Raw genomic sequence first — 18,396 nt, forward strand, 5'->3', positions numbered from 1 at the left:
ATGATCCGTTTTATCCTGTCCGATCTGAAGCGCCTCTGGGCCGGTTCTCTGGTCGTCGTCTTGCTGGTTTCCCTGGCAACGGCCCTCGGCGTCACTGTCACCTTGCAGGAACGTGCATTGCGCCTGGGGACGGCGCGCGCGGCAGATAAATTCGACCTCGTCATCGGCGCGGCGGGCAGCGAAACGCAGCTAGTCTTGTCCTCGGTCTTCCTTCAAGCCGCACCTCTGCCGCTGGTCAGTGGCGAAACGCTGGCGTCCTTGGCCAAAGACCCGCGCGTTGCATGGGCAGGGCCAGTGGGTTTCGGAGATTCCTTTGCCGGCTATCCAATTGTCGGAACGACGACGTCGCTAATCGACAACACCTCAGGTGGCTTCTTGGAGGGGCAAGGCTTTGCCGACGGGGAAGACGCCGTTATCGGTTCTGCGGTCGATCTGCCCATCGGCGCGGAAATCAAGCCGATGCATGGAACGGCGGAAGAAGGTGGTCATACCCATACCGAGATCGTCTATCACGTTCAGGGTCGCCTGAAGCCCACAGGCACGCCATGGGACCGCGCCATTCTGGTGCCGATCAGCTCTGTCTGGCACATTCACGGCATGGAAGCGCATGAGGATGGTCACGACCACGCCCATGAAGCAGAGGGTGAGGGACACGCGCATTCCCATAAAGAAGGCGAGGAAGCCGGACTGAACGAGACTTTCACAGCAGAAACACCCGGCGTGCCAGCCATTCTGGTAAAACCGAAAACCATTGCCGACGCCTACAAGCTTCGCCAGCAATACCGGAAGGGCAACACGCTTGCAGTATTTCCGGGCGAGGTACTGACGAAACTCTACGCCACCTTGGGCGACGCGCGTCAGGTTCTGTCCGTTGTCGCCATCGGTGCTCAGGGGCTGGTGGGCGCATCCCTTATTCTCGTGACGCTAACCCACATCGTTCAGCGGCGAAAACAGATCGGAGCCTTGCGCGCATTCGGTGCTCCCAGATCATCCATATCGCTGATCGTTTGGATAGAACTCTTCGCGCTCTTTGCCACAGGCATCGCGTTGGGTTTTGCTATTGGTTTTGCAGCTGCAAAAATCATCACGGGCATGCTTGTTGCGAAAAGCGGCGTCCTTATGCCTGTGGAGTTTGCCAAGGCCGACCTGACACAGGCGGCGTTGCTGCTTGCGGTGGCCGCCGGTCTCGCAATTCTTCCAGCGTGGCTAGCTTATCGTCAATCCCCCGCAGAGGCGCTCCGCGGGTAAGCACCCTTCCTCAATGCGGATCGATATGCGCTTTGTGAAAGATGTCGTCCTGCGGCGGGATGGCCTGACGCTCTATCATGCGGTGGACGCGCGGGCGCGTTGCACCTCTATGTAAGGCCAGAATACTGTCCCAGCTTTTGGCGTCCGCTTGCGTTCGGCGATGGTTATGCCGAACATATTCCACCCATGTCGGCACGTGGTAGATTTCTGTCCAGATATCCGGGTTTTCCAGATCTCGCATCAATGTCCAGTTCTGCGCACCATCTCGCAGCCGAATCCGCCGCCGCTCAGCCATGATCGTCATGAACTCCGGCAGATCGCTATCATCGATCTCGTAATCAACCAGAATGGCAATCGGGCCGCTTCGGGGTTTGACGTCAAGCCGCAGGTTCGGCTCCACAAACCGATTGAGCGGATCGAGATTGAGTGACGCGAAGGCTGGCATGGTTAGCTTAAGGCCGACGAGAACACCTAGCAGCATCAGCAGGCACGAACAGAGCAGCGAGTAGGACAGACCGTAATTTTCGGCAAGCGAGCCCCAGAGCCAGCTGCCTACGGCAATGCCGCCGAAGGTCAAGGTCTGGTAAAGAGACAACGCCCGTCCCACCACCCAGCGGGGGGTGGAGAGTTGAACAATCGTGTTGAAAAGCGAAAGCGCCAAAACCCAGCTTGCGCCGGAAATGGTCAGCACGAGCGCGGTCAGGATCGCACTTGTGCTGACAGCCGTAACGGCCGCGCTGAAGGCAAAGCCTAAAAATGCAACGCGTACGATCCATTCGCTGCTCAATGTTTCGCGAAGACGCGCACTGATCAAAGCGCCGCCAATGGCACCGACACCAAAAGCACCCAGCATAATGCCGTATGTCAGCGGACCACCCTGCACCAAATCTCGTGCCACAAGCGGCATCAGTGCCAGAATGGCGCTGGCAGACAGGCCGAACAGGAAACCGCGCACGAGAACCTTACCGATATTCGGCGACATCGCCACATAGCGCATGCCGGCCGAAATGGCGGCAAACAGATGTTCGCGGGGCAAACTGGACGTGTTTTTCGGCGGCTGCCATTTGAACAGCGCGTAAAGAAGCGCAAAATAGCTGAATGTGTTGACGAGAAAAGCGGCAGCAGCGCCCGAGATCGCGACGATGACACCGCCGATAGCAGGGCCGACGCTTCTGGTTATGTTGAAACCCACACTGTTCAACGTCACCGCCGCGGGCAAGTCTTCACGCGGCACCAATTCCCCAACGGATGCCTGCCATGAGGGGTTGTTGAGCGCCGTGCCGCAGCCGATCATGAAGGTGAAAAACAGCAGCAGCCAGGGCGTCAGCCATTCGGCCCATGCAAATACTGTCAGTAAGATCGATGCGGCCAGCATCAGAAACTGCGCCGAAATCATGATGCGGCGGCGGTCAAGACTATCGGCGAGAGCACCTGAAACCAACGAAAACAGCATGATCGGCAATGACGTCGACGCCTGCACCAGCGCAATCATGTTTTCCGATGACGACAGCGCCGTCATCATCCATGCCGCACCCACCGCCTGAATGAGCCCGCCGAAATTCGATGCTATGCTCGCAAACCAGATTGTTCTGTAAGTGGGGTGCCGCAATGGCGCGAGCGGAGATTTTCTATCGGGCACGAGCAGTCCAATGATGCAATTGTTGTTTGTCCAGAGCGGCAGTATAGACGCCGATCACGAGGACGCTACTGTTTCCGACTGCCCTGTGCTGAAATTGTGACGAAAGCCAATTTCATCGCATTCCGGCTTTTCCTTGCAATGTCGGGCATAAGCAGTTATACGAGCAATCAAATTCTTGATCGTCTGATGAAGAGTGGGGCCGAAAGGCTCCGCTCTTTTTCGTTAGGCGCCCTAAAAACCGGTGCGAAACGTTTCCGGTTAGACAATAAGACCGGAAGACCAGAATGGCTGAAGCCGAACCAAGACTGATAACCGAAACGGGCGTAGACCAGCGCATCGCCGAAATCATCGAGCCGGTATTGGCTGGCATGGGCTTTTTGCTGGTCAGGGTGCGCCTTTCCAACCAGAACGGTTCGACGTTGCAGGTCATGGCGGAGCGCGAAGACGGCACCATGACCGTTCAGGACTGCGAAGCGGTCTCTCTGGCCATTTCACCTGTTCTTGATGTGGAAGATCCCGTCGAGAAGGCGTATCATCTGGAAGTATCGTCGCCCGGCATTGATCGGCCGATGGTCCGTAAAACAGATTTTGCTCGCTGGCAGGGCCATATCGTCAAGATCGAGACATCGATCCTGGTGGATAACCGCAAGCGTTTCCGTGGCAAGATTGCTGAGATCGAAGCCGACGGCTTCAAGCTCGAACGTGACCAGATAGCCTATGGTGAGGAGCCTGTGGTTCTGATCCCGTTCAACACGCTTTCGGACGCAAAACTGGTTTTGACGGATGACCTCATTCGTGACGCGTTGAAGGCGGATAAGCAGGCCAAGGCCGCAGCTGCCGCCAACCAGAACGAAGAAGCAGACGAAGATTGATTCTAATTACCACGTAAGCCCTGAGATGAGGGTTAGAACGCAACTTGCGATTTACGGAGACAGAAAAATGGCAGTAAGTGCTAACCGGCTTGAGCTTCTGCAGATCGCCGACGCCGTCGCGCGTGAAAAGGTCATCGACCGCGAAATCGTTCTGGCCGCGATGGCTGATGCCATCCAGAAAGCTGCCCGCTCGCGTTACGGTTCCGAAACCAATATTCGTGCCGACATCAACTCCAAGACCGGCGAAATCCGCTTGCAGCGTCTTCTCGAAGTGGTGGAAAAGGCCGAAGACTACGGCACGCAGATTCCACTGGAACTGGCACGCGACCGCAACGTCGATGCCAAGATCGGTGACTACATTGCCGATCCACTGCCGCCGATGGATTTTGGTCGTATCGCTGCACAGTCTGCGAAGCAGGTCATCGTCCAGAAGGTTCGTGAAGCCGAGCGTGATCGCCAGTATGACGAGTTCAAGGACCGCATCGGCGAAATCATCAACGGCACCGTCAAGCGTGTCGAATATGGCAACGTCATCGTCGATCTGGGTCGCGGTGAAGGCATCATCCGTCGTGACGAGATGATTCCTCGCGAAAACCTGCGTTACGGCGACCGCGTTCGTGCCTTCGTTTACGACGTGCGCCGCGAGCAGCGTGGCCCGCAGATTTTCTTGTCGCGTACGCATCCGCAGTTCATGGTCAAGCTTTTCACCATGGAAGTGCCGGAAATCTACGACGGCATCATCCAGATCAAGTCGGTTGCCCGCGACCCCGGTTCGCGCGCCAAGATCGCCGTTATCTCCAACGACAGCTCGATCGATCCGGTCGGCGCTTGCGTCGGTATGCGTGGTTCGCGCGTTCAGGCTGTGGTCGGTGAGCTTCAGGGCGAAAAGATCGACATCATTCCTTGGTCACAGGATCCGGCATCGTTTATCGTCAACGCCCTTCAGCCTGCTGAAGTTTCCAAAGTCGTTCTCGATGAAGAAGCCGAGCGTATCGAAGTCGTCGTGCCGGATGAACAGCTTTCGCTGGCCATCGGTCGTCGCGGCCAGAACGTGCGTCTTGCTTCGCAGCTGACCGGCTGGGACATCGACATCATGACGGAAGCCGAAGAGTCCGAGCGTCGTCAGAAGGAATTCAACGAACGCACCGGCATCTTCATGGAAGCGCTGGATGTGGACGAAATGGTTGGCCAGGTTCTCGCGTCCGAAGGCTTCGCGCAGGTCGAGGAACTGGCCTATGTGGATCTGAGCGAAATTTCGTCCATCGACGGCTTCGATGAAGACACAGCTGTCGAAATCCAGACGCGCGCCAAGGAATATCTTGAGCGTATCGAAACCGAGATGGACGCAAAGCGCAAGGAACTCGGTGTTTCCGACGAGCTTCTCCAGATCAATGGCCTCACATCACCGATGCTGGTCGCACTGGGTGAAGAAGGCGTCAAGAACATCGAAGACTTTGCAGGCTGCGCCGCCGACGATCTTGTCGGCTGGAGCGAACGCAAGGACGGCGAGACCAAGAAGTTTGAAGGCACGTTCTCCAAGCTCGACGTTTCCCGCGTAGAAGCTGAAAACATGATCGTTCAGGCTCGCCTTCTGGCCGGCTGGATCACCGCTGAAGACCTTGCTGCCGAGCAGGAAGCAGCAGCAGCGACGCAGGAGGCGGATGCCGCCGATCAGGAATGATGTCGCAAACGCATGAGCCGGACGAGCTGATCGATGACGAGCAGTTCGAAGGCACCGCAAGCGAGCGGATGTGCATTGTGACGCGGCAGATCGGATCGCCTGATGAGCTGATCCGTTTTGTCGCAGGCCCGGACCAGACAGTGGTTCCGGATCTGAAACGCCAATTGCCGGGGCGCGGTTGCTGGGTCAAACCCGAGCGCGCCCTGATCGAAAAGGCCATTGCGAAAAAACTCTTCGCACGCGCCTTGAAGACGGATGTGAAAGCCGGGCCGGACCTTCTGGATATGATGGACCGGTTGATGGCACAACAACTGACCGGGATGATCAGCATGGCACGCAAAGCCAGTCAGTTCATCTCCGGCGCTACGAAAGTCGATGCTTCCGTGCGATCGGGAAAGGCCATTGCGGTGTTTCACGCCACGGATGCAGCACCGGATGGTGTGAGAAAGATAAACCAGGCCCGCAAGGCCTGGACCCTTGGCTCAGGAGCCGAGAGTGAAATACCGTCCTTTCTGCTCTTCAGTGAGCAGGAAATGGACGGACTGATGGGCCAGAATGCTTTTATCCATGCCTGCGCGCTTGCAGGACAGGCGGGTGAAGGTGTAGTGAAGCGCGCAAAGATGCTCGAGCGGTATCGCAATGGCGATCAACCTCAAGCGGATTTAGACGCTGCCCGGACAGAACAATGACGCGGTCATCGGACGATATCCGCCACCGCGTTCGGATGCAGCTAGTTAAAGACAGGGCCTGATGAATGTCATCCGGCTCTCGTCCGAAGGAACGGGAACGGAATGACCGAGAACAACGACGACAAGACACTCAACGCACAGCCCAAGAAGACTCTCACTCTCAAGCCGAGCGGAGCGTCGACGGGAACTGTGCGTCAGGATATGGGTCGTGGTCGCACCAACGCGGTTGTCGTGGAGACACGCAAACGCCGCCCATTGCGTCCTGAAGACGAAAAGCCCATCACGCCGACAGTGTCCGCAGCGCCGCATCCTGCCCGGCCAGCAGCACCTGCTGCAACGCCTGCAGCAGCACAGCGTCCGCAGCAGCCTCAGCAGCAGCGACCTTACCAGTCCGGCAATCAGAACAACAATAACAACCAGAACCGATCTGCGCCATCTTCGCAGCCACAGCGTCAGCCGGACCGCCCGCGTGGCGCCGTCCTGCATGACCTTTCGGCTGGCGAAATGGATGCGCGCCGTAAGGCTCTGGCAGACGCTCAGGCGCGCGACATCGTTGAAGCCAAGCAGCGTGCCGAAGACGAAGCCCGCCGCAAGGTAGAAGACGAAGCCCGTGCAGCGGCCGAAAAGGAAGAGGCTGTACGTCGCGCCGCTGAGGAAGCCCTCGCAGCAAAGACGGCACCTGCTCCTGCTCCAGCCCCCGCCGAAATCGTACCGGCTCCTGCTGCCGCCAGAACACCTACGAGCACGGGTCGTCCCGATGCACGTCCTCAGACGACACGCACGGCACCTGCTGCCCCTGCACCAATCGACAGTGCAGGCCCACGTGGTCGCCGCGCTGGCGAAGAAGAAGATGATCGTGGCGCTCGTCGCACTGGTGTACCGGTTCGCGGCAAGATAACCGCGCCGGTTCCAGCCAAGCCTGCCGCTCGCCTCAAGACGGAAGAAGAACGCCGCCGTGGCAAGCTGACCGTTACGTCCAACTTGGAAGAAGATGGTCAGGCCCGTGGCCGCTCGCTGTCTGCGATGCGCCGTCGCCAGGAGAAATTCCGTCGCGGCCAGATGCAGGAAACGCGCGAAAAGGTCATGCGCGAAGTTATTCTGCCTGAGACCATTACCATTCAGGAACTGTCGCAGCGCATGTCTGAACGGGCAGTCGATGTGATCAAGTATCTGATGAAGGAAGGTCAGATGATGAAGCCGGGCGACGTCATCGACGCCGATCTGGCTGAAATCATCGCTGGCGAATTCGGCCATACCGTCAAGCGTGTGTCTGAATCCGACATCGAAGAAGGCATCTTCAACGTCTCCGACGAAGATGGCGGCGGCGAACTGGTTTCGCGTCCTCCTGTCGTGACCATCATGGGTCACGTCGACCACGGCAAGACATCGCTGCTCGACGCTATCCGTCAGACCAGCGTTGTTTCAGGTGAAGCCGGTGGCATTACCCAGCATATCGGTGCCTATCAGGTCGAAAAGAATGGTCACAAGATCACTTTCATCGACACTCCCGGCCACGCTGCCTTTACGGCCATGCGTGCGCGTGGTGCACAGGCAACCGACATCGCCATTCTGGTGGTTGCAGCCGATGACAGCGTGATGCCGCAGACGATTGAATCGATCAACCACGCGAAAGCCGCTGGTGTGCCGATCATCGTTGCGATCAACAAGATCGACAAGCACGAAGCAAACCCTGAAAAGGTTCGCCAGCAGCTGTTGCAGCACGAAGTTTTCGTGGAATCCATGGGTGGTGAAGTTCTTGACGTGGAAGTCTCCGCCAAGAACAAGCTCAACCTCGACAAGCTTCTCGAAGCCGTTCTTCTCCAGGCCGAAATTCTCGACCTCAAGGCTAACTTGAGCCGCACGGCTGAAGGTACGGTCATCGAAGCTCAGCTTGATCGTGGCCGTGGTTCCGTTGCTACCATTCTGGTTCAGAAGGGCGTCTTGCGTCCGGGTCAGATCATCGTTGCCGGCGACCAGTGGGGCCGTGTTCGTGCCCTCGTCAATGATAAGGGTGAACACGTCAAGGAAGCTGGTCCGGCCATGCCGGTCGAGGTTCTTGGTCTCTCGGGTACACCGTCTGCCGGTGATCGCTTCGCGGTTGTTGAAAACGAAAGCCGTGCCCGCGAAATCGCAGAGTACCGTCAGCGTTTGACCCGCGATAAGGCTGTTGCCCGTCAGACCGGTCAGCGCGGCTCGCTCGAACAGATGATGACGCAGTTGCAGTCGACAGGCCGCAAGGACTTCCCTCTGCTCATCAAGGGCGACGTGCAGGGCTCCATCGAAGCCATTATCGGTTCGCTGGACAAGCTCGGCACAGACGAAGTTCGCGCTCGCATCATTCACTCGGGTGCCGGTGGCATCACCGAGTCGGATATTTCGCTCGCCGAAGCATCGAACGCGGCCATCATTGGCTTTAACGTTCGTGCCAACGTGCAGGCACGTCAGGCGGCTGAACGGGCTGGGATCGAAATTCGCTACTACAACATCATCTACGATCTGGTGGATGACGTGAAGTCGGCAATGTCGGGCCTTCTGTCTCCGGAACGTCGCGAGACCTTCCTCGGCAACGCCGAAATCCTAGAAGTCTTCAACATTACCAAGGTCGGCAAGGTTGCCGGTTGCCGTGTGGTCGAAGGCAAGGTGGAACGTGGTGCTGGCGTTCGTCTGGTGCGCGACAACGTCGTCATCCACGAAGGCAAGCTCAAGACGCTCAAGCGCTTCAAGGACGAAGTCGGCGAAGTGCCGGTTGGTCAGGAGTGCGGTATGGCGTTCGAGAACTACGAAGACATCCGTGCGGGCGATACCATCGAGTGCTTCCGCGTAGAGCACATCACCAGAACGCTCTAAGCGTTTCGCCGCAACACAAGAAAACTGTCGGGCGCCGGCTTAACCGGCGCTCGCTCTGTTTGAGGCTTGATAAAAATGGCAAAAGTAACATCATCCGCGCCTTCGCAACGCATGCTGCGTGTTGGCGAACAGGTGCGCGCTGCGATCACACAGATTCTGCAGCGCGGAGAAGTGAACGACGATCTGATCGAAAAGACGGTGATTTCCGTTTCGGAAGTGCGCATGTCTACCGACCTCAAGATCGCAACCGCCTATGTGACGCCGATTGGCGTTGACGACCACACCGATACGATCACGGCATTGAACCGCCACGCCAAGTTTCTTCGCGGTCGGCTCGGCCCGAATTTGCGGCAGCTGAAATATGTGCCGGAACTGCGTTTCCGCGACGATACCAGCTTCGACAACTACAAGAAGATAGACGCGCTTCTGCGCTCGCCGGAGGTACAGCGCGATCTGGGACCTTCAAACGATAAAGACGACGAACAGAATTGAAGCATGTCCAAACCACGTAAACAGCAGAACCGCAAACCCAAGGGACGGCCGATTTCTGGCTGGATCATTCTCGATAAGCCTTTTGATTTCGGCTCGACCGAAGCCGTCTCCAAGATAAAATGGCTGTTCAACGCCCAGAAGGCCGGTCACGCTGGTACGCTTGATCCCTTGGCCTCCGGCATGCTGCCGATTGCGCTGGGTGATGCCACCAAGACCGTTCCTTATGTCATGGACGGCCGTAAAATCTATGAGTTCACCGTGACCTGGGGCGAAGAACGCACCACCGACGATATGGAAGGCGATGTTCTGAACTCGTCAACCAACCGTCCCGATGAACAGGCTATCCGAGATTTGCTGCCCAACTACACCGGCACCATCTTTCAGACACCACCACAGTTTTCAGCCATCAAGATAGCTGGTGAACGCGCTTACGATCTTGCTCGCAGTGGTGAAGCGGTCGAAATCCCAGCCCGCGAAGTTGAAATTCACCGGATTACTCTCCTCGCCTGCCCAGATGCAGACACTGCGCATTTCGAAGTAGAATGCGGCAAAGGCACATATGTCCGTGCATTGGCACGCGATCTTGGGCGTGACCTGGACTGCTACGGCTTCATTTCACAGCTTCGCCGTTCGATGGTTGCGCCCTTCGCAGAGGACGCGATGGTGCCACTCGAAAAGCTCGTCGAGTTCGAAGCCATCGAAGACCGCGACGAGAGACTGGCGGCGCTTGATGCCTATCTGATCGATACGTCGGAAGCATTGTCTTCCCTGCCCCACCTCATCATCAACGATGATCAGGCACATCGCCTGAAAATGGGCAATCCGATCCTGTTGCGTGGCCGCGATGCACCGACACAGGAGACGGATGCCTATGCCACGGCGCGCGGTAAGCTGGTTGCCATCGGTGACATCGCAGAAGGCGAATTCCGTCCCAAACGCGTTTTCGGCTAGTGTGCCGAATGCTCGATAGGCTGAAAGGGGCGGTGGTAATCGCCTCTTTCCTTTATAGACCAATTGGTTTATAGGCAGCGGCAGCTTGGGCAGCGCCCGCGCTAATGAATGGCCAGTGCTGGACGACATCCCGGTGCTTGGCGTCCTGTTTTTCCTTAAATAGAAAGGATCGTCCGATGTCGATTACTGCAGAGCGCAAAGCCGCCCTTATCAAGGAATATGCCATTAAGGAAGGTGATACCGGTTCGCCGGAAGTTCAGGTCGCAATTTTGACCGAACGGATCAACAACCTGACAGGCCACTTCAAGGATCACAAGAAGGACAACCACTCGCGTCGTGGCCTTCTGACCATGGTTTCCAGCCGCCGTTCGCTTCTCGACTACGTCAAGAAGAAGGACGAGAGCCGTTACACCAAGCTGATCGGTGCCCTCGGCATTCGCCGCTAAAAACTGACACCGGCGGGTTTCGATAAGAAATTTCCGCCGGTTTTTCTTATGGCAGTTCTTAACTGGACGCCGAAAACGAAGATGGGCCGGATGGGCCGGTGCCATCTAAACCAAACCGATGACCTGTCATGGGGCAGGATTGCCGGATGCTTTTGTGACGAAGTGCAACGTCACCACATATCGATGGATATGACGCTCCAAAGCCTCCAGCTGTCTTGCCCGTGACGTGTTAAAGCCCCGGGTTTTCCTTCAATGTGAGAACCGAGGCTTCATTTAAGGACAAGATATGTTCAATCAACATTCCGTCGAAATCGAATGGGCAGGCCGCCCTCTGAGACTTGAGACAGGCAAAGTTGCCCGTCAGGCCGATGGTGCGGTTATCGCAACCTACGGCGAGACAATGGTTCTTGCGACCGTTGTTTCCGCAAAGTCTCCAAAGGCTGGTCAGGATTTCTTTCCGCTGACCGTCAACTACCAGGAAAAGACATACGCCGCTGGCAAGATTCCAGGTGGTTATTTCAAGCGCGAAGGCCGTCCTTCCGAGAAGGAAACTCTGGTTTCCCGTCTGATCGACCGCCCCATCCGCCCGCTGTTTCCTGAAGGCTACAAGAACGACACACAGGTTGTCGTTACCGTCATTCAGCACGACCTTGAAAATGACCCGGACGTTCTGTCGATGGTTGCGGCCTCTGCTGCCCTGACACTGTCTGGCGTTCCTTTCATGGGCCCAGTCGGCGGCGCACGCGTCGGCTACATCAACGGCGAATACGTCCTGAACCCACATCTCGACGAGATGGACGAATCAGTTCTGGATCTGGTCGTTGCCGGTACGCAGGACGCCGTCCTGATGGTCGAGTCCGAAGCCAAGGAACTCAACGAAGAAATCATGCTCGGCGCTGTGATGTTCGGTCATCGCGGTTTCCAGCCGGTCATCGACGCCATCATCAAGCTGGCTGAAGTTGCTGCCAAGGAACCACGCGAATTCGAACCGGAAGATTTTTCCGCTCTCGAAACAGAAATGCTCGGCGTTGCCGAAGCTGAACTGCGCGACGCCTACAAGATCACTGAAAAGGCTGCCCGTTACGCAGCCGTTGACGTGGCAAAGGCAAAGGTCAAGGCTCACTTCTTCCCTGAAGGCGCAGAGGCAAAGTACACCAACGAAGTCATCGGCGCGGTGTTCAAGCACCTGCAGGCGAAGATCGTTCGTTGGAACATTCTCGACACCAAGAGCCGCATCGACGGTCGCGACCTGTCTACCGTTCGCCCGATCGTTTCTGAAGTCGGCATGCTGCCACGCACCCACGGTTCGGCGCTGTTTACACGTGGCGAAACCCAGGCCATCGTTGTTGCCACACTCGGCACCGGCGAAGACGAGCAGTACGTTGACAGCCTGACGGGCATGTACAAGGAACGCTTCCTTCTGCATTACAACTTCCCTCCCTACTCGGTTGGTGAAACAGGCCGCATGGGCTCCCCGGGCCGCCGCGAAATCGGTCACGGCAAGCTAGCATGGCGCGCAATCCGCCCGATGCTGCCATCGGTCGAACAGTTCCCTTACACGCTGCGCGTCGTCTCCGAGATCACCGAGTCCAACGGCTCGTCCTCAATGGCAACCGTTTGCGGCACATCGCTTGCTCTGATGGACGCAGGCGTTCCGCTTGCCAAGCCAGTTGCCGGTATTGCCATGGGCCTCATTCTTGAAGGCGAACGCTTTGCCGTTCTGTCCGACATCCTGGGTGACGAAGATCACCTCGGCGATATGGACTTCAAGGTTGCAGGTACTGCTGACGGCATCACCTCGTTGCAGATGGACATCAAGATCGCCGGTATTACCGAAGAGATCATGAAGGTCGCTCTGGAGCAGGCAAAGGGTGGTCGTACGCACATCCTGGGCGAAATGGCCAACGCCATTACCGAAGGTCGTTCGCAGCTCGGTGAATTCGCTCCACGCATCGAAGTGATGAACATTCCGGTCGACAAGATCCGTGAAGTCATTGGTTCTGGTGGCAAAGTCATTCGCGAAATCGTCGAAAAGACCGGCGCGAAGATCAACATCGAAGATGACGGCACCGTCAAGATCGCTTCTTCTTCCGGCAAGGAAATCGAAGCAGCTCGCAAGTGGATCCACTCCATCGTTGCAGAGCCTGAAGTTGGTCTGATCTACGAAGGTACGGTCGTTAAGACCGCTGACTTCGGCGCTTTCGTCAACTTCTTCGGCGCACGCGACGGCCTCGTTCACATCTCGCAGCTGGCATCCGATCGCGTTGCCAAGACCTCAGACGTCGTCAAGGAAGGCGACAAGGTTTGGGTCAAGCTGATGGGCTTCGATGAGCGCGGCAAGGTTCGCCTGTCCATGAAGGTTGTCGACCAGACAACCGGCAAGGAAGTTTCGGCTGAGAAAAAGAGCGAAGGCGAAGCTGCCGAATAAGGCGGCTAGCGCTATCCGATATCGAGGCGCGGGATTTTTCCCCGCGCCTTTTTTCTATTTGACCTTAGGAACCACCCCATGAGCCGTGACGCCATTAAAACCCTGTTCCACCCCTTCGCTGCGCAGATGCTGGATGCACCCGGTCAAGGGGAGCGCGTATTGTTTCTAGGCGCAGAAGCAGGCGCGCCGCGTCTGGAAGGCTTTGATGCCACGATTACCGCAGTCCAAAGCCAGCGTCCGCTTTACCGCGCGTTGCAGGCCCAAGGTGCCGAGGTCACACCCGACCTTTCCGGCGAGGATTTCGATAGCGCACTCATCTTGTGCGGCAAGCATCGTGGTGAAAATGAAAATCGGGTTGCCGAAGCTCTGAGCCGTGTGAAAGCCGGTGGCATGATCGTAGCTGCTGGTTCCAAAGAAGACGGCATCGCCACCCTGCGCAAGACCCTGTCTAAACTCGGCATCGAAGCAGATTCGACACCCAAATATCACGGCGTTGCCATCTGGTTCAAAAGACCGGAAGAGGTCTCAACGGCCGTTTCCAAGCTCAAGCAGGAAATTGCAACGATCGAAAACCGCTTCACGGCCCTGCCCGGCATGTTCTCGCATGACCGTGTGGATGGTGGCTCGGAACTTCTGGCCTCGCGTTTCCCCGCTGACTTCGACGGCAATGCGGCAGATTTCGGCGCCGGCTGGGGCTACCTTTCCGTTATGCTGGCTGAAAAGTCACCGCGTACAGCGCGTATCGATCTGTTCGAGGCTGACTGGAACGCTCTTGAATATGCAAAAACCAACATGCTGGAAAATTGCCCGCGTTTGGCGACACGTTTCTTCTGGCAGGATTTGGCCGCCGAGCCGCCGAAGGAAAAATACGACCTTATCATCATGAACCCGCCATTCCACACAACCGGACAGGCGTCCGAGCCCGCTCTTGGTCAGGCGCTGATCAAAACTGCCGCAACCGCTTTGCGTAGCGGCGGCAAGCTGTTGCTGGTTGCCAATCGCGGCATGCCCTATGAGACGGTTTTGTCGACTGAATTCCGTTCCAGCCAGGAAGTGTGCCGCAACTCCCGCTTCAAGGTGCTGAGCGCACAAAAATGATCAGCTGAGCAGCCATGCCCAGAACGACACGGTCAGCACACCAAACAAGGTGGAAATGCTGATCGTGGAGGCAGCGATGCTGTGGCCGATACCAAAGCGGTTGGCCAGCAGCCATGAATTGATACCCGTTGGCACGCAGGACGTCAGAACCAGTGCCGCGGTCCATGCAGGACTTAACCCCAGCGCATGTGCGGTCAACCATACGCAGGCCGGCATTAGAACCAGTTTGAAAGCTGTCATCGTGACCGCAATGCGCAGATTGCCGCGAATGGGATATTTGGTTAGCGCCATACCGAGCGAGATCAATGCGGCCGGGGCCGCCATGCCAGCGATCTGATCGATAACAGTCATCATCACCGTGGGCATAGGCACACTTATCATATTGAAGCCAAGACCTAACGCGAGAGCGATCACCAGCGGGTTCTGCGCGAGATTGCGCCCTACCTGCTTCAAGACGGCAAATGCGCTACGTTTTTCTCCACCGGTGACTTTGTGGGTCGCATTCTCCATTAAAATGGTTCCTGCAATCATCATGATTGGCAGATGGACCACAAGAAGAATGGAAATGGCAACGATACCGTCACTGCCAATGGAGCGTCCGACAAGTGGGAGACCGATGAAGATATTGTTGGCGAACGCCGATGAGATACCGGCAATGACGCTAACCCGCAGGTCCTGTTTGAACATATGCCGCGTCACCAACTGCCCTGCCGTCCAGGTGATGGCTACACCGGTAAAGTAGGTAAGCCAGAGCTTGAAGGGTGATGCACCGTGAAAATCGGCAGCCGCCAGCGTCCGGAAAATCAGGGTTGGGACTGCGATCTTGAACACGAAGTCGCTCAGGACGTCGCCAGCTTCCGCCTTGAAAAGCTTCGCTTTGACCGTCAGCCAGCCAATGAGGATGAGAAGAAAGATCGGCGCGACATTGACGGCGACAGCGTACATGGGGGAGGACTTTCGCGGGCCTTACAGGGATGCGTTCGGTCTAACGCATATGGCACAGGCAAACAAATGATTTTGCCTTACTCCTCGCAATCGAACAGCGACGAAAAAGAGCGCAAGAAAAAAGCGGGGTTACCCCCGCCTTCATCCCGCACGCTGTGCCAGTACATCCGTGGCGAAGCGACGCGCGTTTTATAACAATGCTCAATGACAGGTGCATGACGACGAAATTTAACGTCAAGAATGTACCGGACGCCCTCCAGAATGAGGTTTTGGCTTTTCATGTCGGCAGAAATCTTTAAGACCGAGTTCTGGATAACGCATCGGTCGATGCGGTTCGGACGAGAGGCACATGACAAAATTCGACGTACTGACCGTTGGCAACGCCATCGTGGACATCATTTCCCGCTGCGATGATGCTTTTCTCAATGTCAATAGCATCACCAAGGGCGCTATGAACCTGATCGATGCGGAGCGTGCCGAACTGCTCTATTCGCTGATGGGCCCGGCATTGGAGGCATCAGGTGGCAGCGCCGGAAACACGGCAGCGGGCATCGCGAATTTTGGTGGGCGTGCGGCATATTTCGGCAAGGTGGCCGAAGATCAGCTCGGGGAGATTTTCCAGCACGACATCCGCGCTCAAGGTGTTTATTTCGAAACCAAACCGCAAGGCACATTCCCGCCGACGGCACGCTCGATGATTTTCGTCACCGAAGACGGCGAACGCTCGATGAACACTTATCTCGGCGCTTGCGTCGATCTCGGCCCTGAAGATGTCGAACCAGCTGTCGTTGCACAGTCCCAGGTCACATATTTCGAAGGCTACCTATGGGACCCACCGCGCGCCAAAGACGCTATTCGCGATTGCGCCCGCATTGCCCATGAAAACGGTCGAGAAGTCTCCATGACGCTCTCTGACAGCTTCTGCGTTGGTCGCTATCGCGATGAGTTTCTGGACCTGATGCGCTCAGGCACGGTAGATATTGTGTTTGCAAACAAGCAGGAAGCGCTCTCTCTTTATGAAACCGATGATTTTGAGCTTGCGCTGACAAAAATTGCGGCTGACTGCAAGATCGCAGCCGTGACCATGAGCGAAGAAGGTGCCACGATCATTCGTGGAAACGAGCGCGTGAAAGTCGAGGCTTATCCCGTGCACGATGTTGTGGACACCACGGGTGCGGGCGATCTCTTCGCCTCCGGCTTCCTGTTCGGCTACACGCAGGGTCGTTCACTGGAGGACAGCGGCAAGCTGGGTTGCCTCGCCGCCGCCGCCGTCATTCAGCAAGTGGGCCCGCGACCTATGTCCTCGCTGAAAGCATTAGCAGCAAAGCACGGCCTTATTTAAAGGCCTCGCCGGGATAAGCACCCCAAATTTCACCTTGCGAAACCCATCCTGTCACCTGACCGGTATGGGCGCGGCACCAGTCGCCATTGCACTCGCCGATGCTGATCTGAACGCCTGGCTCCAGCCGGGCAATGACGGCAGCACCGGATTGCGCTTCGCGGCGCATGTTAACAAATACGTCCTTACCCTTGCCGCGCATCCAGGGCGCGGCGACAGCCGTTCTCTCGCCAGACAGAAGTGCCTGGTTGACCCAGCCCTCTGTGCCATCCGCATCACGAATGCGCCGCCAGTTTTCGTATTCCTGGATAATTTCCACAGGCATGCCTGATTTCATGTACATCCATGACACCGCATAATCCGTGCTGGGCCCGATGCGCATGTTGACGCGTCGCGACTTGAGACTGACGAATCGAGGTAGCGGCAGGCCACTCGCACCCTTGGCTGCACCCTGCGCATATGCGGGCGCGCTTGCGGCATCGATAAAACCCAGCGACAATGCAATGCAGATAATCGAAACAATGCTACGCATGCCGGTTTCCGTTCCTTGCTTTTTAGCAATAGAGAATAGTGATCATGGACATCGTTTCTAAAGGCTGCGACTGCGACATGCGAGATTTGTTTGTCTTCGTCGTTGGGTCTGGTAGAAACGCCCGTGGTAAATGAAATTATCGCTCTTTCTGGTTAATGACCTCTGAACAAGGTGCCTGCTGACGATGACGAATAAAAAGAGACCATCCGTTTATTTGACACGCAAATTACCGGATCTGGTCGAAACCCGCATGCGCGAGTTGTTCGACGCGGAACTGAACATCGAAGATGCTCCGCGCACGAAGACGGAACTGGTTGCGGCGATGCAGACAGTGGACGTTCTGGTGCCGACCGTGACAGACCGGATCACGGCTGAGATGATTGATCAGGCTGGCCCGCAACTGAAACTGATCGCCGGTTTTTCCAACGGAACCGATCACATCGATGTTGATGCTGCCGCCCGCAAGGGAATTACCGTAACCAACACCCCGAACGTTCTGACGGAAGACAGCGCCGATATGACAATGGCCCTCGTTTTGGCTGTTCCGCGCAGACTGGTCGAAGGAACCCGCGTGCTAGCCAACGGATCCGACGAATGGGGCGGCTGGTCACCCACGTGGATGCTGGGCAGGCGTTTGTCTGGAAAACGCATCGGCATCGTCGGTATGGGACGTATCGGCACCGCCGTCGCCCGCCGCGCCAAGGCTTTTGGTCTTTCCATCCATTACCACAACCGCAAGCGCGTCAACCCGGCAACGGAAGCCGAGCTCGAAGCGACCTATTGGGACAGTCTCGATCAGATGCTCGCGCGGGTCGATATCGTCTCGGTCAACTGCCCTTCGACACCGGCAACGTATCACCTGATTTCCGCACGTCATTTGGCGCTGATGCAGCCGACGAGCTACATCGTCAACACCGCGCGCGGCGATATCATCGACGAAGCCGCCATGATCCAATGCTTGCGGGATGGCAAGATTGCGGGCGCAGGGCTTGATGTTTTCGAAAATGAACCTGTCGTAAACCCGAAGCTCATCAAGCTTGCGAAAGAAGGCAAGGTGGTTCTGCTGCCACATATGAGCTCGGCAACCATCGAAGGCCGGATCGATATGGGTGACAAGGTCATCATCAACATCCGCGCTTTTTACGATGGCCACCGTCCACCCAACCGGGTGCTTCCGGGCCGCAGCTGA

General features: G+C 56.9%; 15 protein-coding genes. 12 read left to right on the forward strand and 3 right to left on the reverse strand.

Annotated features, from left to right (window positions below):
- Entirely contained in the window at nt 1-1,248 is a 1,248-nt protein-coding gene (locus tag ATO67_RS13360) for an FtsX-like permease family protein (RefSeq protein ID WP_067649717.1), read from the forward strand.
- A gap of 10 nt (nt 1,249-1,258) precedes the next feature.
- On the opposite strand, the gene ATO67_RS13365 is transcribed toward ATO67_RS13360, so the two are convergent.
- Nucleotides 1,259-2,887: an MFS transporter gene (locus tag ATO67_RS13365; RefSeq protein WP_067649721.1), complete on the reverse strand. Its 1,629-nt coding sequence runs from the start codon at nt 2,885-2,887 to the stop codon at nt 1,259-1,261.
- A 284-nt stretch (nt 2,888-3,171) separates the two neighbouring features.
- Here ATO67_RS13365 and rimP point away from each other — a divergent pair, with 284 nt between their 5' ends.
- The 9 genes from rimP to ATO67_RS13410 all read left to right on the forward strand — a co-directional run bounded on the left by rimP (nt 3,172) and on the right by ATO67_RS13410 (nt 14,391).
- Entirely contained in the window at nt 3,172-3,759 is a 588-nt protein-coding gene (rimP, locus tag ATO67_RS13370; protein ID WP_067649724.1) for a ribosome maturation factor RimP, read from the forward strand.
- 67 nt (nt 3,760-3,826) lie between these two features.
- Nucleotides 3,827-5,440, forward strand: a complete 1,614-nt coding sequence (gene nusA / locus ATO67_RS13375) for a transcription termination factor NusA (RefSeq protein ID WP_067649727.1) — start codon at nt 3,827-3,829, stop codon at nt 5,438-5,440.
- Nucleotides 5,437-6,129, forward strand: a complete 693-nt coding sequence (locus ATO67_RS13380; RefSeq protein WP_067649730.1) for an RNA-binding protein — start codon at nt 5,437-5,439, stop codon at nt 6,127-6,129. Before nusA ends, ATO67_RS13380 begins: the two co-directional genes overlap by 4 nt.
- Nucleotides 6,130-6,231: 102 nt before the next feature.
- Nucleotides 6,232-8,976, forward strand: coding sequence for a translation initiation factor IF-2 (gene infB / locus ATO67_RS13385; protein ID WP_067649733.1), 2,745 nt, complete (start codon nt 6,232-6,234; stop codon nt 8,974-8,976).
- A 75-nt stretch (nt 8,977-9,051) separates the two neighbouring features.
- The gene (rbfA, locus tag ATO67_RS13390; protein ID WP_067649736.1) at nt 9,052-9,468 is read left to right on the forward strand and encodes a 30S ribosome-binding factor RbfA; all 417 of its coding nucleotides are present in this window, start codon (nt 9,052-9,054) and stop codon (nt 9,466-9,468) included.
- 3 nt (nt 9,469-9,471) lie between these two features.
- A complete protein-coding gene (gene truB / locus ATO67_RS13395; protein WP_067649739.1) occupies nt 9,472-10,419 on the forward strand; it encodes a tRNA pseudouridine(55) synthase TruB in 948 nt (315 codons plus the stop codon).
- Nucleotides 10,420-10,595: 176 nt separating this feature from the next.
- Nucleotides 10,596-10,865 (forward strand): 30S ribosomal protein S15, encoded by a 270-nt coding sequence (gene rpsO, locus ATO67_RS13400; RefSeq protein ID WP_067649741.1) that lies wholly within the window; start codon nt 10,596-10,598, stop codon nt 10,863-10,865.
- 286 nt (nt 10,866-11,151) lie between these two features.
- Entirely contained in the window at nt 11,152-13,293 is a 2,142-nt protein-coding gene (gene pnp / locus ATO67_RS13405; RefSeq protein ID WP_067649744.1) for a polyribonucleotide nucleotidyltransferase, read from the forward strand.
- A gap of 78 nt (nt 13,294-13,371) precedes the next feature.
- Entirely contained in the window at nt 13,372-14,391 is a 1,020-nt protein-coding gene (locus ATO67_RS13410; RefSeq protein ID WP_067649747.1) for a class I SAM-dependent methyltransferase, read from the forward strand.
- On the opposite strand, the gene ATO67_RS13415 is transcribed toward ATO67_RS13410, so the two are convergent.
- On the reverse strand, nt 14,392-15,336 hold the full coding sequence (locus ATO67_RS13415; protein WP_067649749.1) for an AEC family transporter: 945 nt from the start codon (nt 15,334-15,336) through the stop codon (nt 14,392-14,394).
- Between the two features lie 349 nt (nt 15,337-15,685).
- Between ATO67_RS13415 and ATO67_RS13420 the strand changes: the two genes are divergently transcribed.
- Nucleotides 15,686-16,678 carry an adenosine kinase gene (locus tag ATO67_RS13420; RefSeq protein ID WP_067649751.1) on the forward strand — a complete coding sequence of 331 codons (993 nt, stop codon included), beginning with the start codon at nt 15,686-15,688 and terminating at the stop codon, nt 16,676-16,678.
- Here the strand turns inward: ATO67_RS13420 and ATO67_RS13425 are convergent.
- The gene (locus ATO67_RS13425) at nt 16,671-17,207 is read right to left on the reverse strand and encodes an SH3 domain-containing protein (RefSeq protein ID WP_067649752.1); all 537 of its coding nucleotides are present in this window, start codon (nt 17,205-17,207) and stop codon (nt 16,671-16,673) included. The genes ATO67_RS13420 and ATO67_RS13425 overlap by 8 nt on opposite strands.
- Nucleotides 17,208-17,391: 184 nt before the next feature.
- Between ATO67_RS13425 and ATO67_RS13430 the strand changes: the two genes are divergently transcribed.
- A complete protein-coding gene (locus ATO67_RS13430; protein ID WP_067649754.1) occupies nt 17,392-18,396 on the forward strand; it encodes a 2-hydroxyacid dehydrogenase in 1,005 nt (334 codons plus the stop codon).

Origin of the sequence: Agrobacterium bohemicum (genome assembly GCF_001562555.1) — a bacterium.
GTDB classification, from domain to species: Bacteria; Pseudomonadota; Alphaproteobacteria; order Rhizobiales; family Rhizobiaceae; genus Agrobacterium; species Agrobacterium bohemicum.